Annotated in this window: 14 protein-coding genes, 3 rRNA genes and 2 pseudogenes; 17 read left to right on the top strand and 2 right to left on the bottom strand. The window is 59.2% G+C overall.

From position 1 onward, the window contains the following. Positions 1–123: 123 nt before the first annotated feature. Positions 124–438 (bottom strand): hypothetical protein, encoded by a 315-nt coding sequence (locus E3227_RS01190; protein WP_144317289.1) that lies wholly within the window; start codon positions 436–438, stop codon positions 124–126. 217 nt (positions 439–655) lie between these two features. Between E3227_RS01190 and E3227_RS01185 the strand changes: the two genes are divergently transcribed. The 17 genes and pseudogenes from E3227_RS01185 to E3227_RS01105 form a co-directional block, all read left to right on the top strand. Continuing rightward, complete coding sequence (locus E3227_RS01185) at positions 656–877, top strand: hypothetical protein (protein ID WP_144317288.1); 222 nt, start codon at positions 656–658, stop codon at positions 875–877. Between the two features lie 19 nt (positions 878–896). Continuing rightward, a complete protein-coding gene (locus tag E3227_RS01180) occupies positions 897–1595 on the top strand; it encodes an 8-oxoguanine DNA glycosylase OGG fold protein (RefSeq protein ID WP_006841207.1) in 699 nt (232 codons plus the stop codon). Positions 1596–1655: 60 nt separating this feature from the next. After that, positions 1656–2645, top strand: a complete 990-nt coding sequence (locus E3227_RS01175; RefSeq protein WP_144317287.1) for an LLM class oxidoreductase — start codon at positions 1656–1658, stop codon at positions 2643–2645. Positions 2646–2773: 128 nt separating this feature from the next. Continuing rightward, positions 2774–3778 (top strand): siderophore ABC transporter substrate-binding protein, encoded by a 1005-nt coding sequence (locus tag E3227_RS01170; protein WP_170228603.1) that lies wholly within the window; start codon positions 2774–2776, stop codon positions 3776–3778. Then, the gene (locus tag E3227_RS01165; protein ID WP_211346238.1) at positions 3778–4752 is read left to right on the top strand and encodes an ABC transporter permease; all 975 of its coding nucleotides are present in this window, start codon (positions 3778–3780) and stop codon (positions 4750–4752) included. The genes E3227_RS01170 and E3227_RS01165 overlap by 1 nt, the downstream gene beginning before the upstream one ends. Next, positions 4745–5758 carry an iron chelate uptake ABC transporter family permease subunit gene (locus E3227_RS01160; protein ID WP_144317286.1) on the top strand — a complete coding sequence of 338 codons (1014 nt, stop codon included), beginning with the start codon at positions 4745–4747 and terminating at the stop codon, positions 5756–5758. The genes E3227_RS01165 and E3227_RS01160 overlap by 8 nt, the downstream gene beginning before the upstream one ends. Continuing rightward, positions 5755–6510: an iron ABC transporter ATP-binding protein gene (locus E3227_RS01155; protein ID WP_144317285.1), complete on the top strand. Its 756-nt coding sequence runs from the start codon at positions 5755–5757 to the stop codon at positions 6508–6510. Before E3227_RS01160 ends, E3227_RS01155 begins: the two co-directional genes overlap by 4 nt. A gap of 560 nt (positions 6511–7070) precedes the next feature. Next, positions 7071–8591, top strand: a 16S ribosomal RNA gene (locus E3227_RS01150). 435 nt (positions 8592–9026) lie between these two features. Continuing rightward, positions 9027–12116: ribosomal RNA gene (locus E3227_RS01145) — 23S ribosomal RNA — on the top strand. A 128-nt stretch (positions 12117–12244) separates the two neighbouring features. Further along, positions 12245–12362, top strand: a 5S ribosomal RNA gene (gene rrf / locus E3227_RS01140). Together the 16S, 23S and 5S rRNA genes form the textbook arrangement of a ribosomal RNA operon. 397 nt (positions 12363–12759) lie before the next feature. Continuing rightward, positions 12760–13968 (top strand): IS21 family transposase, encoded by a 1209-nt coding sequence (istA, locus tag E3227_RS01135; RefSeq protein WP_136651714.1) that lies wholly within the window; start codon positions 12760–12762, stop codon positions 13966–13968. Further along, positions 13965–14755, top strand: a pseudogene (istB, locus tag E3227_RS01130) (IS21-like element helper ATPase IstB). The gene istA (E3227_RS01135) and the pseudogene istB (E3227_RS01130) overlap by 4 nt, the downstream one beginning before the upstream one ends. 138 nt (positions 14756–14893) lie before the next feature. Then, positions 14894–16096, top strand: coding sequence for an IS21 family transposase (gene istA / locus E3227_RS01125; RefSeq protein WP_136649175.1), 1203 nt, complete (start codon positions 14894–14896; stop codon positions 16094–16096). A 43-nt stretch (positions 16097–16139) separates the two neighbouring features. Beyond that, a complete protein-coding gene (gene istB, locus E3227_RS01120) occupies positions 16140–16937 on the top strand; it encodes an IS21-like element helper ATPase IstB (protein ID WP_144317271.1) in 798 nt (265 codons plus the stop codon). A gap of 36 nt (positions 16938–16973) precedes the next feature. Then, entirely contained in the window at positions 16974–17267 is a 294-nt protein-coding gene (locus E3227_RS11895; RefSeq protein ID WP_144317284.1) for a DDE-type integrase/transposase/recombinase, read from the top strand. After that, positions 17230–17574 carry an integrase core domain-containing protein gene (locus tag E3227_RS11890; protein ID WP_080506389.1) on the top strand — a complete coding sequence of 115 codons (345 nt, stop codon included), beginning with the start codon at positions 17230–17232 and terminating at the stop codon, positions 17572–17574. The genes E3227_RS11895 and E3227_RS11890 overlap by 38 nt, the downstream gene beginning before the upstream one ends. Further along, positions 17519–17902 (top strand): annotated as a pseudogene (locus E3227_RS01105) (transposase); the annotation flags it as partial. The gene E3227_RS11890 and the pseudogene E3227_RS01105, both read left to right, overlap by 56 nt. 99 nt (positions 17903–18001) lie before the next feature. Here E3227_RS01105 and E3227_RS01100 read toward each other — a convergent pair. Next, entirely contained in the window at positions 18002–19093 is a 1092-nt protein-coding gene (locus E3227_RS01100; protein ID WP_144317283.1) for an IS630 family transposase, read from the bottom strand. Between the last annotated feature and the right edge of the window lie 224 nt (positions 19094–19317).

The raw sequence follows: 19317 nt of genomic DNA, 5'->3' as shown, positions 1-19317 counted from the left end.
CACTTTTGCGGATTTCGGGGTGGGTGAAGCGGGGCGACAGGCGGTCCAGGCGAATGCAACGGCACCTGCAAACCCGCACCAGTTGTAACAAATCTCTGCTGCAACGTGCGAGGAGCGTTCACTCTAGTAGCGCACAGCGCCAAACACCGCCGTCTGCACAATCTGATCCACGTCAGCAGCTGGGTACCGGACCGGCGCCTCGCCGTCCCGCAACGCGGCCGCCAACGCGCCCGACGCCCCCTTAGCCCACTCGCCGGCCGCTCGAGCGACCTGATCCACATCGGCGATACGGTTCACCCCGGAATCGTCAGTGAAAGCTACCTTCGACGGCCTACCGGATGCAGAGTCGGTTTCCGCCACGACAGGGCGCGACCAATACGAACATGCACCGGTTGCTACCCACAGGATCTCCAATGCCACATCGCGTGGTACCGACAAGACATACCTCCAAAGTGTGTAAACAGCAGCCGAAAAGTAGCCCATAATTGTGTGCTGATTATTATGCCTGACGCGCTGTGGCGAGTCGCGGCAACGAAATTCGGGAAGCGGAGGCTGCCTTCCCGCTTACCTTTTCCGTGCTCGCCGTGCGGTGGCGTGATTACACACCTATTCTTGAGCCTGAAACCCACCACACCAGCGAAAAAAGGACCCAACCATGCGCATTGAAGCAATCGAGATTTCCCAGCACGAAGGCGACACCCTCTACTTCCGCACCGAGCACCCGGAGACGGGTGAAGACCGCGTGGCGCAGCTGTGCGAGGCCATCGAGAACGGGACTGAGTTCACCGCCGAGGACCTCCTCGGTCGTATCCAGACGATTCATCCGGACAATATCGAGACCTGGGAAAAGCGCCGCGTGGAGGACACCGCGCTTTAGTCGGAGGTAGACGTCTTCCATGGCTCGGCCCAACGACGATTTCTCGCACGTTCTAAGGGTCTTGGGTCCACCGGAGGATGCAGCGTCCACCGAGATCGTCTGGGGGCAAACGGAGACTTTCCGCCCCGAGTGGTGGGTTAAAAGCTGGCCGAGTAATCTACCGCTGCCTCATTTCCTGGCCAGGGATGACCGTTTCCTTTCTGTGTCCCGGCAGCGGTTGTTCGAACTCGGGGAGTCCGTAGAGACCGAGGCTGAGGCCGTGAGCTTCTACGTTGCCGTGTGCTCGTGGGGCGCTGGGATGAGCGCGCAGCAAACACAGCGGTGTCTTCGGCCTTTACACCAGCCCGATGCGCCGGCGAAGTTACTCCAGGGTTTGAAGGCCGCAGCGCTCAACTCAGCCGATGACGCTTACTTTGAGTTCAGGAATTACAGCAGGTCCAGGATTAAACACCTGGGGCCGGCATTCTTTACCAAACTGCTCTACTTCGCCTCGGGCCGTCCTTCACCAGCGCAGAATCGTCACCCCCTGATCCTCGATCGCAGGGTCGCGGACGCGATTGGATGGGCAAACACCTCAGGATGGCTAACCGCCGAATACTCGCGCTACCTCGACATCATCGAGCAAGTTCACGGGCAGTGGCGCCCGGACTTGCCCACCGACGTTATCGAGTACACCCTTTTCCAAGCTGGACGCTCCATTCAGGCTCCCAGCATTTAGCTCCACCCTGCAATAGGCGGCGTCCCAAACAGGTGCGGGTACCGGCCTACACTCGGGCCCATGCCCGAGACAAACCCGCTATTCCAACTCTCACAGACCCCGCACACAGAACTGCCGGGGTTTGCCCGCACGTTTCGACGCGGCGAGCTGACGGTGGGCCTGAGCCTGCCGATCGAGGAAGGTGCGGAGGAAAGCCCCGAGGATTCGCTCGACAATCAGGTGCGCTTGATCCGCAAGGCAGAGGACGCCGGGTTCGCGGCCGTTTGGGTGCGCGACATCCCGCTGCGGGTGGAGACCTTCGGCGACGTCGGCCAGGTGTGGGACCCGTGGATGTACTTGTCCTACCTGGCCGCGCGGACGTCGACGATCGCGCTTGGCACGGCGGCGGTTGTAGTGCCTTTCCAGCACCCGCTGCTCATGGCTAAGCGTGCGGCAACGCTGGACAGGCTCTCGGGAGGGCGGTTCTTGTTCGGCATCGCCACGGGGGATCGGCCGGAGGAGTTTCCCGCCTTCGGGCAAGATCGCGGGACCAGGGGAGACGTGATGGCGGAGCACCTGCGCGTCTACCGCGAGGCCATGACCACCAGTTATTCGCCGATTCGGTGGTCCGGCGGGAAGATGGGTGGCGCTGATGTCGTCCCTAAACCGAGCGCGCGGGAGGTGCCGCTGTTAGCCACCGGTTCGCTCCAGCAGACGATGCAGTGGCGCGCCGAGCACACGCACGGGTGGCTGATGTACCACAAGGGCCTTGAGATGCAGAAGGTCAACGTGGACAACTGGAACGCCGCCGTCGATACGCTCGGCGGCGGGTGGAAGCCCTTCGCCGAGTCGCTGTGGCTTGACCTGCATCCGAACCCGGACGCCGAGGCGGAAGGGCACCACTTCGGCTACCGGCTGGGCCGCAACGCGCTGATTCGTTTGCTGCACAAGCAGCGCGAGATCGGGATCAGTCACGTGATGGTCAACTTCCGCATTTCTGAGCGCGATGCGGAAGAGCAGATCGACGAGTTCATTCAGTACGTGATGCCGGAAATTACCCCCGCCGACTGAATTAGAAAACACTAGTGTAGTGTAATTCTGCGTTGGGCCCGGGGGTGAGGGTTGGCTAACCTGGGCCGCCCCCTTACCATCTCCAAGGTAACCCTTACCTAAGTTTTGAGAGAGAAAGGACGCGGACCTTGTCCCGTTTCAATACCCGAACCGCCGTGGCAGCGCTCGTCGCAGCCGTTTCGCTGACCGTTGTGTCCTGCTCCGGCGCGCAGGAGCAGGCGTCTGATGCCACGGACACCACGGCGGCGCAGGCCGAGAACACGGTCACCGTCGAAGACAATTACGGCGTCAAGGAGGTCCCGAGCCCTGCGCAACGCGTCGTCGCGCTGGACAACCGCTCCTTCGAGCTCCTGGACACCTGGGGCATTGAGCCCGTCGCCGCGGCGCGCGCGCTCGTCCCGGTGACCATCCCGGGCATCGGCGACAACGACAACATCGTCGACATCGGCAACCATCGCGAGCCCAACCTCGAGGCCATCGTCGCAGCCGAGCCCGACGTCATCGTCTCCGGCCAGCGCTTCCAGACCCACGACGCCGACATTGAGAAGCTCGTCCCCGACGCCATCCTGGTCGACTTCGAGCCGCGCGACGGCGAGCCCTTCGACGCCGAGCTGATCCGCCACACCGAGTCCCTCGGTGAGATCTTCGGCAAGCAGGGGGAAGCCGCCCAGCTTGTCGACGACTTCCAAAACGCCCTCGAACGCGCCAAGGCCGCCTACAACCCCGAGCAGACCGTGATGGCTGTCAACATCTCCGGCGGCGAGATCGGCTACGTCGCGCCGGGCGTCGGCCGCACCTGGGGCCCGCTGTTCGACCTGATCGGCATGAAGCCCGCTCTCGAGGTCCAAAACGCCACCGACGACCATCAGGGCGATGACATCTCCGTCGAGGCCATCGCCTCCGCCAACCCGGACTGGATGCTCATCCTCGACCGCGACGCCGGCACGCGCGACGACGAAGGCTCCCCGGCCGCGCTGAGCGTGATCGAGGATTCTGCGCCACTGCAAAACGTCACGGCAGTCAAGGAGGGCCAGCTCTACGTTGCGCCCGCGGACACCTACACCAACGAGTCCATCATCACCTACACCGAGATCCTCAACGACATCGCCGATCAGTTCGAGGCCGCCAAGTAATGTCCTCTGCCCCCACCGCCACCCGCCCGGCACTTCTCGACTGGAAGTTCCTGGCGGGTGCTGGTGTTGTCGTCGCCCTGCTTTTCGCCTCTTTGGCGGTGGGGCAGTACGACATCCTCGGTGCCGAGGACGGGTGGGCCATGTTCAACGCCACCCGCGTGCCGCGCACCATCGCCCTCATACTCGCCGGCGCGGCCATGGCGATGAGCGGGTTGATCATGCAGATGCTCACCCAAAACCGCTTCGTCGAACCCACCACCACCGGAACCACCGAGTGGGCTGGCCTGGGGCTCTTGGCCACAATGGTGTTCGCGCCGAACGCCTCCATCCTGGTGCGCATGATCGTGGCAGTGGCCTTCGCGTTCGTGGGCACCATGGTGTTCTTCGCCTTCCTGCGACGCGTGACGCTGCGCTCGAGCCTCATCGTGCCGATCGTCGGCATCATGCTGGGTGCGGTGGTCAGCTCCGTGTCAACCTTCTGGGCGCTGCAGACGCAACTTTTGCAGTCCTTGGGCGTGTGGTTCGCGGGCTCGTTCACCAGCGTCATTGCCGGACAGTACGAGGTCTTGTGGATCGTCCTATTCGTCGTCGCCGTGGTGTTCTTCTACGCAGATCGCCTCACCGCCGCCGGCCTGGGTGAGGACGTGGCCACCAACATCGGGCTGAACTACAACCGCATCGTGCTCGTGGGCACCTCGCTGGTGGCAATCGCCGCCGGTGTGGTCACCGTTGTGGTCGGCTACCTGCCATTTCTGGGCCTGATCGTCCCCAACATCGTTTCCATGATCCGCGGCGACGACCTGCGCTCCAACCTTCCGTGGGTGTGCCTCCTCGGCATCGGCATCGTCGCCGCCTGCGACCTCATCGGCCGCACCATCATCGCGCCGTTCGAGATGCCGGTCTCGGTGATTCTCGGTCTCGTTGGCGCGATCGTGTTCATCGCGCTGATTATCAGGCAGGCCCGCCATGGGTAGCGCGGTTCGTAACGTCGGCGCATTTCAGACGTCGAAAAGCAAGAGGCGCTATTTTGTCGCGCTCGGCGTGCTGGCTGTGCTCGCCGTGGTCTTCACCGCGGGGCTGATCGCGTGGGACAACCCCGTGGCTTTTGGTACTCGCGCGTATTGGCTGATCGCGGAGCGGCGCTTGAATGCGGTGATCGCGATGGCGGTGGTTGCTGTATGCCAAGGCGTTGCGACGGTCGCTTTCCAAACCGTGACCAACAACCGGATTCTTACCCCTTCCATCATGGGATTTGAGTCCCTCTATATCGCGATCAACACCGCCACAATTTACTTCCTCGGGGCCTCCGGCTTGCTGGCCTCGCGCACGCTCGAGACGTTCGTGCTGCAGCTCGTGCTCATGGTGGGCCTTTCCTTGGTGCTCTACTCCTGGCTGCTGACCGACAACGCCGCCAACTTGCACGCGATGCTGCTCGTCGGCATCGTCATCGGCGGGGGCCTGGGCAGTTTATCGACGTTCATGCAACGCATGCTCACGCCCAGCGAGTTCGACGTGCTCACCGCCCGGCTTTTCGGCTCCGTCAACAACGCGGACCCGGACTTTTACCCCGTGGCGATTCCGCTCGTGCTCATCGCCGTGACGTTGGTGTTGTTGAACTCCCGCCGGCTCAACGTCATCTCGCTCGGCCGCGACGTCACCGTCAACCTCGGGGTGGGATTCCGGAAAAACGCCATCTACACGCTGATCCTGGTGTCCATCCTGATGGCGGTGTCCACGGCGCTGGTCGGGCCGATGACCTTCCTCGGGTTCCTCGTGGCCACGCTTGCGTACCAGTTCACTAACACCTACGACCACCGTTATGTCTTCCCCATGGCGATCGTGCTCGGATACGTCGTGCTCACCGGGGCCTACTTCATCATGAACCACATCTTCTATGCTCAAGGCGTGGTTTCGATCATCATCGAGCTGGTGGGAGGAATCACCTTCCTGGTCGTGATCCTGAGAAAGGGACGCTTGTGATTACCCTGACCGATGTCCGCAAGGCCTACGGTGACGACGTCGCCATCGGCCCCGTCAACCTGCAAATCCCCGCAGGTGGAATCACCGCTTTGGTGGGGCCAAACGGCGCGGGCAAGTCGACTCTTCTGACAATGGTTGGAAGGCTTCTCTCGCTCGACGAGGGCACCGTGGAAATCGGTTCGATGGACGTGACGCAGACCAAGTCGAAGGACCTTGCGAAGACGATCTCGATCCTGCGCCAAGAAAACCACTTTGTCACCCGTCTCACCGTGCGCCAGCTTGTCGGCTTCGGACGCTTCCCGTACTCGCGCGGCCGGCTTACTGCGGAGGACGAGGACATTATTACCAAATACGTCGACTTTCTTGGCCTGAGCTCGCTGGAGAACCGGTATCTCGACCAGCTCTCTGGCGGCCAGCGCCAGCGTGCCTACGTCGCGATGGTGCTTTGCCAGGAGACGGATTACGTGCTTCTCGACGAGCCCCTGAACAACTTGGACATTGCCCATTCCGTTGACATGATGAAGCACCTTTACGACGCCGCCCACGAGCTGGGGCGCACGATCATCATCGTGCTGCACGACATCAATTTCGCGGCACGCTACGCCGACTTCATTTGCGCCGCCAAAGACGGGCAGATCGTGGCGTTCGGCACCCCGGCGGAAATCATGCGTGATGACCTTCTCACCGAGATCTTCAATACCGGGGTGAAAGTGATTGAAGGGCCCCACGGACCGCTCGCTACCTACCACTAAACACCCCGCTTGTGCTGGGGATTTGTGTTGTGTGTGGTGGGTTGGTTAGTGTGTTGTTCCGCTGCTTGTTGAGGTTGCTTTTGGGTTAACTTCTGGTGGCGGGTGAATTTCATGGCTGTTTGACTTTGTGTTGGGTGGTTGTGTAGATTCATTTTTCCGCGGTTGTTGTGTGGCCGTGGGTGTGTTGTGTGAGAACTCGATAGTGTGCCAATGTACTTTTTTTGTTTTTGTTTGTGGTTTGTTTTGGTGTGCATTGTGGCGTGTTCTGCCCATGCTTTTTTGGTGTGGGTGGGTGTGTGCTGGTGGTGGTGTCGTGAACCTTTGATGGCGGCGTCATCTCGTGGTGCGCATGTTGTGTGTCATGGTGTGCGGTTTGTTTGTTGAATGAATCGCAAATCACAGCTTCCTCTTTGTGGTGGGGGTTGTGTTGTTTTTTTGAATTGAAGGTTGTGCCAGTGCCATGTGTGCTGGCCCTGCGCGTGTTTGTGTGGGGTTGGTGTGTGTGGTGTGGTTTGTTTTTGTTGGGTTTGGGCTTTTCACGAGTTCTGAATTTCTTCTTTTTTGTGGAGAGTTTGATCCTGGCTCAGGATGAACGCTGGCGGCGTGCTTAACACATGCAAGTCGAACGGAAAGGCCACAGCTTGCTGTGGTACTCGAGTGGCGAACGGGTGAGTAACACGTGGGTGATCTGCCCTGTACTTCGGGATAAGCTTGGGAAACTGGGTCTAATACCGGATAGGAATCACATGTGGGTGTGTGGTTGGAAAGCTTTTGCGGTATGGGATGAGCTCGCGGCCTATCAGCTTGTTGGTGGGGTAATGGCCTACCAAGGCGTCGACGGGTAGCCGGCCTGAGAGGGTGTACGGCCACATTGGGACTGAGATACGGCCCAGACTCCTACGGGAGGCAGCAGTGGGGAATATTGCACAATGGGCGCAAGCCTGATGCAGCGACGCCGCGTGGGGGATGACGGCCTTCGGGTTGTAAACTCCTTTCGTCAGGGACGAAGCGAAAGTGACGGTACCTGGATAAGAAGCACCGGCTAACTACGTGCCAGCAGCCGCGGTAATACGTAGGGTGCGAGCGTTGTCCGGAATTACTGGGCGTAAAGAGCTCGTAGGTGGTTTGTCGCGTCGTTTGTGTAAGTCCACGGCTTAACTGTGGGATGGCAGGCGATACGGGCATAACTTGAGTGCTGTAGGGGAGACTGGAATTCCTGGTGTAGCGGTGAAATGCGCAGATATCAGGAGGAACACCGATGGCGAAGGCAGGTCTCTGGGCAGTAACTGACGCTGAGGAGCGAAAGCATGGGTAGCGAACAGGATTAGATACCCTGGTAGTCCATGCCGTAAACGGTGGGCGCTAGGTGTGAGTCCCTTCCACGGGGTTCGTGCCGTAGCTAACGCATTAAGCGCCCCGCCTGGGGAGTACGGCCGCAAGGCTAAAACTCAAAGGAATTGACGGGGGCCCGCACAAGCGGCGGAGCATGTGGATTAATTCGATGCAACGCGAAGAACCTTACCTGGGCTTGACATACACCAGATCGGCGCAGAGATGCGTTTTCCCTTGTGGTTGGTGTACAGGTGGTGCATGGTTGTCGTCAGCTCGTGTCGTGAGATGTTGGGTTAAGTCCCGCAACGAGCGCAACCCTTGTCTTATGTTGCCAGCACGTGATGGTGGGGACTCATGAGAGACTGCCGGGGTTAACTCGGAGGAAGGTGGGGATGACGTCAAATCATCATGCCCCTTATGTCCAGGGCTTCACACATGCTACAATGGTCGGTACAACGCGTGTGCGACACTGTGAGGTGAAGCTAATCGCTCTAAAGCCGGTCGTAGTTCGGATTGGGGTCTGCAACTCGACCCCATGAAGTCGGAGTCGCTAGTAATCGCAGATCAGCAACGCTGCGGTGAATACGTTCCCGGGCCTTGTACACACCGCCCGTCACGTCATGAAAGTTGGTAACACCCGAAGCCAGTGGCCTAAACCTGTTAGGGAGCTGTCGAAGGTGGGATCGGCGATTGGGACGAAGTCGTAACAAGGTAGCCGTACCGGAAGGTGCGGCTGGATCACCTCCTTTCTAAGGAGCTTATTTGATGTAAACACCACCACCGTCACTGTGTGGTGTGGTAGTTGAGGTGCCGAGTGTGCACCTGCTGCCGTGATGATTGGTTAATGAAATGTCCAGTTGTGGATGCACCCGTTGGGATGCGTTGTTGGTGCGTGCTTGAAGCGAACTGTTGTGCAAGCAAAAGTCTGTGGTGGTGTTGCGCGTGGGGTGGGGTGTTGTGCCTGTGCTTTGCGTGGTGTGCTGCCGGGGATGAAAGACAAAAAAGATATGTGTGTTGGTGCACTGTTGGGTGTCTGGGGCAGCATGTGTGTTGTTTCCTTGTGATCCTGGTTGTTCCTTATCTTCGCGCGTGTTTGTGTGCGGGTGTGGGGGGCTGGGGTGTGGTGTGTGAGAACTGTATAGTGGACGCGAGCATCTTTATTTTTTTGTGTGTGTGTGTTCTTAGTGTTTTTTAGTAAGGGCGTACGGTGGATGCCTTGGCATGCTGAGCCGATGAAGGACGTGTGAGGCTGCGTTATGCCTCGGGGAGTTGCCAACTAAGCGTTGATCCGAGGATGTCCGAATGGGGAAACCTGGCACCAGTTGTGTGGTGTTACCCGCAGGTGAATTCATAGCTTGTGTGGGGGTGTACGCGGGGAAGTGAAACATCTCAGTACCCGCAGGAGAGGAAAATAATAATGATTCTGCTAGTAGCGGCGAGCGAACGTGGATGAGGCTAAACCATGTGCGTGTGATACCTGGCAGGGGTTGCGTGTGTGGGGTTGTGGGATGTGATTGTTACCAGGGCTGTCGACTTGGTGCGTGTGCGTGGTGTGTTAGCGGAAGTCACTTGGGATGGTGCGCCGTAGTGGGTGAGAGCCCCTGTACGTGAAAACATGTCCGTGTGTGCGTGTGTTGTGTCCCGAGTAGCAGCGGGCTCGTGGAATCTGCTGTGAATCTGCCGGGACCACCCGGTAAGCCTAAATACTCAGTGTGACCGATAGTGGATAAGTACCGTGAGGGAATGGTGAAAAGTACCCCGGGAGGGGAGTGAAATAGTTCCTGAAACCGTGCGCTTACAATCCGTCAGAGCACCTCGTGTGTGTGATGGCGTGCCTTTTGAAGAATGAGCCTGCGAGTCAGCGGCATGTCGCGAGGTTAACCCGTGTGTGGGGGAGCCGTAGCGAAAGCGAATCCGAATAGGGTGTTGTCAGTGGCATGTCCTGGACCCGAAGCGGGGTGATCTACCCATGGCCAGTGTGAAGCAGCTGTAAGAGGTTGTGGAGGCGCGAACCCACTTAGGTTGAAAACTGAGGGGATGAGCTGTGGGTAGGGGTGAAAGGCCAATCAAACTCCGTGATAGCTGGTTCTCCCCGAAATGCATTTAGGTGCAGCGTTGCAGCAGCTTGCCGGAGGTAGAGCTACTGGTTGGTTGAGCGGGACTATCATCTTAGCAATGTCAGCCAAACTCCGAATGCCGGTTTAAGTGTTCTATGGCAGTGAGACTGTGGGGGATAAGCTTCATAGTCGAGAGGGAAACAGCCCAGATCGCCGGTTAAGGCCCCTAAGGGTGTACTAAGTGGAAAAGGATGTGGGATCGCGAAGACAGCCAGGAGGTTGGCTTAGAAGCAGCCATCCTTGAAAGAGTGCGTAATAGCTCACTGGTCGAGTGGTTCTGCGCCGACAATTCAGTGGGGCTCAAGTACACCGCCGAAGCCGCGGCACACTATTTTTGTGTGGGTAGGGGAGCGTCGTGTATGGGGTGAAGCAATACTGTAAGGGGTTGTGGACTGTACACGAGTGAGAATGCAGGCATGAGTAACGAGTGATAAGTGAGAATCTTATCCGCCGGATGACTAAGGGTTCCTGGGTCAAGTTCGTCTTCCCAGGGTGAGTCGGGTCCTAAGGCGAGGCCGACAGGCGTAGTCGATGGTTAACGGGTTGATATTCCCGTACCCGTGTATATGCGCCCAAGGGTGAATCGGTGATACTAACCACCCTGACCGCACCATATGATGATCCCTTCGGGGGTTGGTCGGTGGTGTGTGATGCGTGGGGCCTGAACCGTAGTAGCCCAGTGATGGGGTGACGCAGTGAGGTAGCCTAGCCACTTATTGGATTGTGGTGTAAGCGTGTGGCACGACGATGAGTGAAATGCTTGTTGTCACAAAGTGTGAGGCGTGATGCGTAGCCCCTTAAGGGGTGATGTAGGTGATCCTGTACTGCCGAGAAAAGCCTCTAGCGAGTGTGTACACGGCCCGTACCCGAAACCGACACAGGTAGTCAGGTAGAGAATACTAAGGCGGTCGGGTGAACTGTGGTTAAGGAACTCGGCAAAATACCCCCGTAACTTCGGGAGAAGGGGGACCTCTACCGGTGCGCAGCTTTTACGGTTGTTGTGCTGGTGGGGGTCGCAGAGAATAGAGGGGAGCGACTGTTTATCAAAAACACAGGTCCGTGCGAAGACGTGATGTTGATGTATACGGACTGACGCCTGCCCGGTGCTGGAAGGTTAAGAGGACCTGTTAGAGCCCTTGTGGTTCGAAGCGGAGAATTTAAGCCCCAGTAAACGGCGGTGGTAACTATAACCATCCTAAGGTAGCGAAATTCCTTGTCGGGTAAGTTCCGACCTGCACGAATGGCGTAACGACTCCCCTGCTGTCTCAACCACAGGCCCGGTGAAATTGCAGTACGAGTAAAGATGCTCGTTTCGCGCGGCAGGACGAAAAGACCCCGGGACCTTCACTATAGCTTGGTATTGGTGTTCGGTGCGGTTTGTGTAGGATAGGTGGGAGACTGTGAAGCCGTCACGCTAGTGGTGGTGGAGTCGTTGTTGAAATACCACTCTGACCGTAGTGGATACCTTAACCTTGGCCCATGATCTGGGTTGGGGACAGTGCCTGGTGGGTAGTTTAACTGGGGCGGTTGCCTCCCAAAGAGTAACGGAGGCGCCCAAAGGTTCCCTCAGCCTGGTTGGCAATCAGGTGTAAGAGTGTAAGTGCACAAGGGAGCTTGACTGTGAGACGTACATGTCGAGCAGGGACGAAAGTCGGGACTAGTGATCCGGCACCAACGTGTGGAAGTGGTGTCGCTCAACGGATAAAAGGTACCCCGGGGATAACAGGCTGATCTTCCCCAAGAGTCCATATCGACGGGATGGTTTGGCACCTCGATGTCGGCTCGTCGCATCCTGGGGCTGGAGTAGGTCCCAAGGGTTGGGCTGTTCGCCCATTAAAGCGGCACGCGAGCTGGGTTCAGAACGTCGTGAGACAGTTCGGTCTCTATCCGCCGCGCGCGTTGAAACTTGAAGAAGGCTGTCCCTAGTACGAGAGGACCGGGACGGACGTACCTCTGGTGTGCCAGTTGTTCCGCCAGGAGCACGGCTGGTTGGCTACGTACGGAAGGGATAACCGCTGAAAGCATCTAAGCGGGAAGCCTGTTTTAAGATGAGGTTTCTTTTGAGGTTCCCCACAGACTATGGGGTTGATAGGCCGGATCTAGAAGACGGGCAACCGTTGAAGGTGACTGGTACTAATACACCAACAAAAAACACAAACACCACACCAAAAGTGTGTGTGCGACGCGTCCACTATGCAGTATCTGACACACCACACCCCCCACCACCGTTAACAGCACGGTGGCAGTGTCACAACAACAATAAAATATGTGTACCCCACGATTGTGTCGGTGGTTGATGGCGGCGGGGAAACGCCCGGACCCATTCCGAACCCGGAAGCTAAGCCCGCCCGCGCTGATGGTACTGCCCCCGGGAGGGGGTGGGAGAGTAAGTTACCGCCGACCCAACAACTTAAAACAAAACAAAGCAGCCGCACCCCCCAAACAACACACAGGGGGGTGCGGCTGCTTCTTGCTTACCCCCACCCACTCCGCCACGACAGAGTGACCAATGCGTAGAGCCGGCCGCCAGAGTGGTTCACGAGCTCCCGAGATCATTGAGTCCGCATTGCGGACTCCACCACGGCAGAGTCAAACAACGCTCCGACCGGTTTTGTCTTGTGGTTTGGGTTGTTCCCCAACCCTCGTCAGTCCGCAATGCGGACACCACCCACTCCGCCACGGCAGAGTGACCAATTTGTAGAGCCGGCCGCTAGAGCCGTGCTGTTAGCGACGCTTGAAAAGTAGCCCACTTGCGACGGTCGAAAAGTAGCCCACCGACAAGATTGGATGGGTGATTTCCGTGGAAGATTGGGCCAAGATCAGGTATCTGCGTCGGCAGGGCCTGTCGATCAGGAAAATCGCGGCCGAAGTTGGCTGCTCGAAAAAGACGGTGGAAAGGGCGTTGGCCTCAGATGCGCCGCCTGTGTACAAGAAGCGTGCAAGCTCCGAAACCAGCTTCACCCCGTTTGAATCGCGGGTGCGTGCCCTGCTGGAGCAGAGCCCGACGTTGCCTGCCACTGTGATTGCGCAGCGTGTGGGGTGGTGTGGGTCGATCACATGGTTTCGCGATAATGTGCGCCGCATCCGACCTGACTACCAGCAGGCGGACCCGGTGGACACGCTGATTCACCGCCCTGGTGAGCAAATCCAGTGTGATCTGACTTTCCCCGCTGGCGGGATTCCCGACGGGTCCGGGCAGAAAGTGGCGTTTCCGGTGCTGGTGATGGTGGCGTCGTATTCGAGGTTCATGGCCGCGCGTGTGCTGCCGACACGCACGACCGCAGATCTTGTTGCAGGGATGTGGGCATTGTTGTCGACATCGTTTCAGGCCGTACCTGAGCAGTTGTTGTGGGACCGAGAGACTGGAATTGGGCAAAAGGCGCTCACCCAGCCGGTGCTGTCTTTTGCTGGCATTTTGGGCACCAGGATTCAGCAGGCTCCACCTCGTGATCCGGAAACTAAAGGCGTGGTGGAGCGGGCCAACGGGTATCTGAAGTCCTCGTTTTTCCCCGGCCGCGATTTCACGTGCCCAGCAGATGTCCAACGCCAGCTCGACGAGTGGATTACTGAGGTGGCTAACCAGCGTATCCACGCGACCACAAGGAAAATTCCGGCGGTGGCTTGGACAGTCGACAAGGCGCACATGGCCGCTTTGCCGCCGTATCCCCCGCAGATCGATGTGCTACGACAGGTGCGGCTGCCACGTAACTACTACGTCGCCGTCGACGCCAACCACTATTCAGTGGATCCGCGAATGATCAACCGAATTGTCACCGTCCACGCTGGCTTGGAGCAGGTGGTCGTGCGCGCCCCGGACGGGACGATCGTCGCCCGCCACGAACGGGTGTGGGGCACACATCAGACAATCACTGACCCGATGCACGCCGCCACCGCGAAGCAGATGCGCCGCCAACTGGCCACGCCACCTGTTTCACCGCAGGCGATCGAGGTCGAACAGGCAGACCTGAACATTTACGACCGGCTGACCGAACTGGAGGTAGAGTCATGACCCGTCCTCAACACACCACAATCGACTCCGAACTGGCGTATCTGGCCAGGGCGCTGAAGGCCCCACGAATCGGATCAGACTATGCGACCATCGCCGAGAAAGCACGCCAAGCGTCGTGGACCTACGAGGAATACTTGGCAGCGGTGCTGTCGGTCGAAGCGTCGGCCCGGGCGGAATCCGGCGCCGCAGGCCGGATAAAAAGGGCGGGCTTTCCCCAGATCAAAACGATTGACGAGTTCGACTTTTCCACCCAGCCCGCACTCGACCGGGCCCGTATCGCCCGGTTGGAAACCGGCGGATGGATCACCGAGGCCGCAAACGTCATCTTCCTCGGCCCGCCGGGCACCGGCAAAACGCACCTGGCAACTGGGTTAGGGGTCATCGCAGCCCGGCAAGGCTACCGGGTCGCTTTCGACACCGCCGCCGGATGGATCACCCGCCTGACCCAAGCCCACAGCATAGGCGGGCTGACAACATTGTTGGCCAAACTCAACCGCTACCACCTGCTCATCATCGACGAGGTGGCTACGTCCCGATCGAGGCAGAAGCAGCGAACCTGTTCTTCCAGCTAGTGTCCAACCGATATGAGCGCGGCTCGTTGATCATGACGTCGAACCTGCCGTTCTCTCGCTGGGGCGAATGCTTCGGTGACGTCACCGTCGCCGCCGCGATGATTGATCGCATCGTCCATCACGCGGAAATCTTCACGCACACAGGCACCAGCTACCGAATCGCCGGCCGAGAAAGTGTACTACCGTCGATCACCGCACAACGTCAGGCAGAATAAGAAACACACGAAAATGGGCTACTTTTCGACCGTCGCAACTGGGCTACAATTCGACCGTCGCTAACACCTGTCAGCGCTCTTTGAAAAGTAGCCCAAAACGCTCCTCGAAAAGTAGCCCACCCGGAAAAGATTGGATGGGTGATTTCATTGGAGGAATGGGCGCAGATCCGATACCTGCGTGGGCAGGGTCTGTCATTGAGGAAGATCGCGGCCGAAGTGGGCTGTGCGAAGAAGACGGTGGAGAAGGCTTTGGCTTCAGATTCGCCGCCTTGTTACAAGCCACGGGATGCCAAAGGCACGAGTTTCGATCCGTTTGAACCGCAGGTCAGGGAACTTCTCGCGGAAACACCGCAGCTTAATGCCAAGGTGTTGGCTCAGCGAGTGGGCTGGACAGGCTCGGATTCATGGTTTCGCAAACACGTTGCCAGGATCCGGCCTGAGTATATGCCCGCCGACCCAGTCGATACCCTTACTCACTCCCCGGGGCGTGAGATCCAATGTGATCTCACTTTTGCACCGGGTGGACTACCTGATGCTGATGGGGTCTACCGCGCGTTGCCGGTGTTGGTGATGGCAGCCTCGCATTCTCGTTTCGCTGCGGCGTGTGTGCTTCCCTCGCGCACGACTGATGACTTGATCGCCGGGATGTGGCAGTTGATAACACGTGATTTCCAAGCGGTACCAGATCGGCTCGTGTGGGATCACGAGTCCGGGATTGGCAAGGCGAAGCTGTGCGAGCCTGTTGCCGCATTCGGCGGGGCGCTGGGCTGCAGAATCGTTCAGACCCCACCGCGGGACCCGGAATCTAAAGGCATCGTCGAGCGCACCAACGGGTACATGAAGCGTTCCTTCTTCCCCGGGCGCCGGTTCAGCGACCCGGTGGATGTGCAAGCCCAACTTGATGAGTGGTTCACCACAATCGCCAACGCACGCGTTCACACCACGTTGAAGGCCACACCGGCGGACTTGTTCGCAGCTGATCAGCGAGCGATGCGCCCCTTGCCACCGTATCCGCCGGTGTTCGGTGTCAGGCCCGCGGTGCGCCTGCCGCGTAACTACTACGTCACCGTTGACACCAACCAGTACAGCGTGGATCCGACATTCATTGACCGACTAGTCACTGTGCGCAGCACGCTTGATGAAATCGCCGTGACCGGGCCACACGGTGAACCCGCCGCGGTGCACCCACGCCATTGGGGCCAGCACAAGGTCATCACCGACCCCGCCCACGCCCAAACTGCCCGCGCCATGCGCCGCGACCTAGCTACGGCGGGCGAGAGATTCCAGCCAGATACCGCTGTTGACATCGCTGACCTATCCATCTACGACCACATCGCCTAACACGGCCTCAACGCCCCACAAACTCCAAGGAGAGCTCTTTCCTATGACCCGCACCAGCGCCCACGACACCGCGGCGGCAATTAGTCACCTCGCACGGGAGTTGAAAGCCCCACGCATCGACAACGTCTACTCAACCATCGCCAATCAAGCACGTAGCCAATCCTGGACATTCGAGGAGTACCTCGCCGCCGTGCTATCCGTCGAAGCGACCGCCCGCGCGGAATCCGGAGCATCATTACGCGTCAAACGCGCCGGCTTTCCGGCCGTGAAAACCATCGCCGACTTCGACTTCACCGCACAACCCAGTATTGACCGCACTGAAATCGCACGCCTTGAAACCGGGGCCTGGGTCGCCACAGCTGAAAACGTCGTCCTGCTCGGCCCACCCGGAACCGGCAAAACCCACCTCGCCACCGCACTTGGCATCACAGCAGCGCAGCAAGGCTATCGCGTCCTCTTCGACACCGCCGCCGGGTGGATAAACACCCTCACCGAAGCCCACAACACCGGCAAACTCGAAACGCTGCTGAAACGATTAAACCGCTACCACCTGCTCATCATCGACGAACTCGGCTACATTCCCGTCGAAGCTGACGCGGCGAACCTGTTTTTCCAACTCGTCTCCAGACGCTACGAACACGGCTCCATCATCGTGACCTCAAACCTAGCGTTTTCCCAATGGGCGCAATGCTTCGGCGACATCACAGTAGCCACCGCCATGGTCGACCGCATCGTCCACCACGCCAAAATCTTTCAACACCGAGGAGTAAGCCACCGCATCAAAGGACGCGAAATACCCACACCAACAACCCCCTCACCAACCCCACATCAGGCACAATAACAACGACCACACTGGGCTACATTTCAAAGAGCGCCAGTGGGCTACATTTCGAAGAGCGCTCACACCGAGGCGTCCAACCGGGTATGGGTCGCCGATTTCACCTACGCCCGCACCGGTTCGGGCTGGGTCTATGTGGCCTTCATCGTTGACGTGTACTCGCAGCGCATCGTCGGCTGGCACGCGCAGACCTCCCGCGGAGTCGAACTGGTGCGTATCCCACGGTACCCGGCGCTGTGGGAGCGTGACCGCACCCAGCGTCCCGTTGTCCGTGGTGAGCTGACGCACCACTCGGATGCGGGCAGCAAGTCACACCGCGGTGAAATTCACTGAGAACCTGGCCCTGCAGGGCATCACCCCGTCGATCGGGAGTGTGGGTGATGCCTACGACAATGCGCTGATGGAGTCAAGCAACGGGCTGGACAAGACCGAGTGCATCGGCTCCCGGATCTTCACCGCACAGAACCTGGAGTCGATCGTCGACGTCGAACTCGCGACCATGGCGTGGGTGCAGTGGCACAACCACCACCGGCTGCATTCCACCCTGGGGATGGTCCCGCCGGCGGAGTACGAGGAGTCCTACTGGGCCAGAGAAGCTACAATTCCTGGGTCACCTGCGACGGCGGCTCACCCAATCTAACGGCGGCAACAAAGCCGTAGCGGTTCACGGCACCGCCCCAGAGTGTTGGCTGCTGGTCGAATGGCCCGCCGGAGAAGACGAACCCACCGATTACTGGTTGTCGACCCTGCCCGAGACCACCCCCATCGAGCAGTTGGTGCGCCTGGGAAAGATCCGGTGGCGGATCGAACACGACTACCGCGAACTCAAGCACGGCCTGGGACTCGACCACTTCGAGGGTCGACATTGGCTCGGCTGGCATCACCACACCACACCCGTCACCGCAGCACACCTGTTCATCACCATGAAACGACTGGCCGCCGGCCCAAAAGCACTACCGGCGGCCTGACTTTTTACACGGTGCTCACTGAACTCCAGACCGCCGTCATCCGGTTACTCGACCGCTGTCCCTACTGCCACCGCCCCAGAGACACCTAACAAAGCACTACTAGTGTCCTGCGCCGTTAATTCGTTGTAAGGATCGGGCGATGGAGTCGAGGATGTCCTCGGCCGTTTTAGTCCAGATGAACGGCTTCGGGTCCTCGTTCCACGCCCTCACCCAGTCGCGGAGGTCTTTCTCCAGTGCCTGCACGCTTCGGTGGTCGCTGCGCTGAAGGAGCTCTCGGGTCACCTCGGCAAACACCCGCTCCACCTGGTTGATCCAGGAGGAGTAGGTGGGCGTGAAGTGCATGTGGAACCGGGGGTGCTTGCCCAGCCAGGTCTGGATCGTCGGGTGTTTGTGGGTGGCGTAGTTGTCGCAGATGACGTGCACGTCCAGGCCCTCGGGGACGGTTTTGTCGATCTTGACCAGGAATTTTCTGAACTCCACCGAGCGGTGCTTGCGGTGGACCTGGGAGATCACCGTCCCATCGGCAACGTTGAGTGCGGCGAACAGACTCGTGGTGCCGTGGCGGACATAGTCGTGTGCGCGGCGCTCGGGTGTTCCCGGCATCATCGGAAAGGCCGGCTGGGACCGCTGTAGGGCTTGTACCTGGCTTTTCTCATCGACACACAGCACGACCGCTGACTCCGGTGGGTTCAGATACAACCCGACGATGTCATAAATTTTCTCGGTGAAAAAGGGATCGTTGGAAAGCTTGAACCCCTCCGCCAGGTGGGGCTTGAGTCCGAAAGCCTTCCAGATCCGACCGACCGTGGACTTCGACAGGCCGGATTTCTCGGCCATGCTCGCCCGCGACCAATGGGTCGCATTCGCAGGGGTTGATTCCAGGGTGTCGATGATGACCTGCTCGACCCGGTCGATACCGATCGTCGCGGGCCGACCCGGCCGGGGCTCGTCGACCAGTCCGTCGAGGCGCTTGTCGATGAAGCGGGCCCGCCATTTACCCACCGTCGGCAATGAGATCCCCAACCGACGGGCGACCTCCGAGTTCGATGCCCCGGTTGCGCATTCCAGTACGATCCGGGAGCGGAGCGCGAGGTCCTGGGTGGTTTTGCGTCGCCGGACCCAGCGTTGCAGTTGGTCGCGTTCATCATCGGTCAAGGTCAGTGGGGCTAACGCCGGTCCTCGGTGTGCCATACCCAATTTTACAATGATCCAGCAGCGAATTAACGGCGCAGGACACTAGGCGAGCTTCCCCCAGGGAACCAAACTCCCGGCGATCGTCTGACAGGCCGGAAGGAGTGTCCGGAAGTCGATGTTGGTTCCAGTCCCGTCTGATATGACCCATACGGTGCCGCTGACGGGACAATCCATGAGTGAGTTCCTCTGGATAGCCCGGGGGTTGAGTGGGGGTAAGCGGT

This window comes from Corynebacterium sanguinis, assembly GCF_007641235.1.
Classification (GTDB): Bacteria; Actinomycetota; Actinomycetes; order Mycobacteriales; family Mycobacteriaceae; genus Corynebacterium; species Corynebacterium sanguinis.
Note: the sequence above shows the minus strand (reverse complement) of the source record. Positions and strands in the feature narration are given on the sequence as shown.

Excerpts from the sequence above, each read along its gene's own strand:
- E3227_RS01160 (WP_144317286.1), top strand. The coding sequence starts at position 4,745 with ATGGGTAGCGCGGTTCGTAACGTCGGCGCATTTCAGACGTCGAAAAGC.
- E3227_RS01100 (WP_144317283.1), bottom strand. The coding sequence starts at position 19,093 with ATGGCACACCGAGGACCGGCGTTAGCCCCACTGACCTTGACCGATGAT.
- E3227_RS01165 (WP_211346238.1), top strand. The coding sequence starts at position 3,778 with ATGTCCTCTGCCCCCACCGCCACCCGCCCGGCACTTCTCGACTGGAAG.
- E3227_RS01185 (WP_144317288.1), top strand. The coding sequence starts at position 656 with ATGCGCATTGAAGCAATCGAGATTTCCCAGCACGAAGGCGACACCCTC.
- istB (WP_144317271.1), top strand. The coding sequence starts at position 16,140 with ATGACCCGCACCAGCGCCCACGACACCGCGGCGGCAATTAGTCACCTC.
- E3227_RS01175 (WP_144317287.1), top strand. The coding sequence starts at position 1,656 with ATGCCCGAGACAAACCCGCTATTCCAACTCTCACAGACCCCGCACACA.
- E3227_RS01180 (WP_006841207.1), top strand. The coding sequence starts at position 897 with ATGGCTCGGCCCAACGACGATTTCTCGCACGTTCTAAGGGTCTTGGGT.
- E3227_RS11890 (WP_080506389.1), top strand. The coding sequence starts at position 17,230 with ATGCGGGCAGCAAGTCACACCGCGGTGAAATTCACTGAGAACCTGGCC.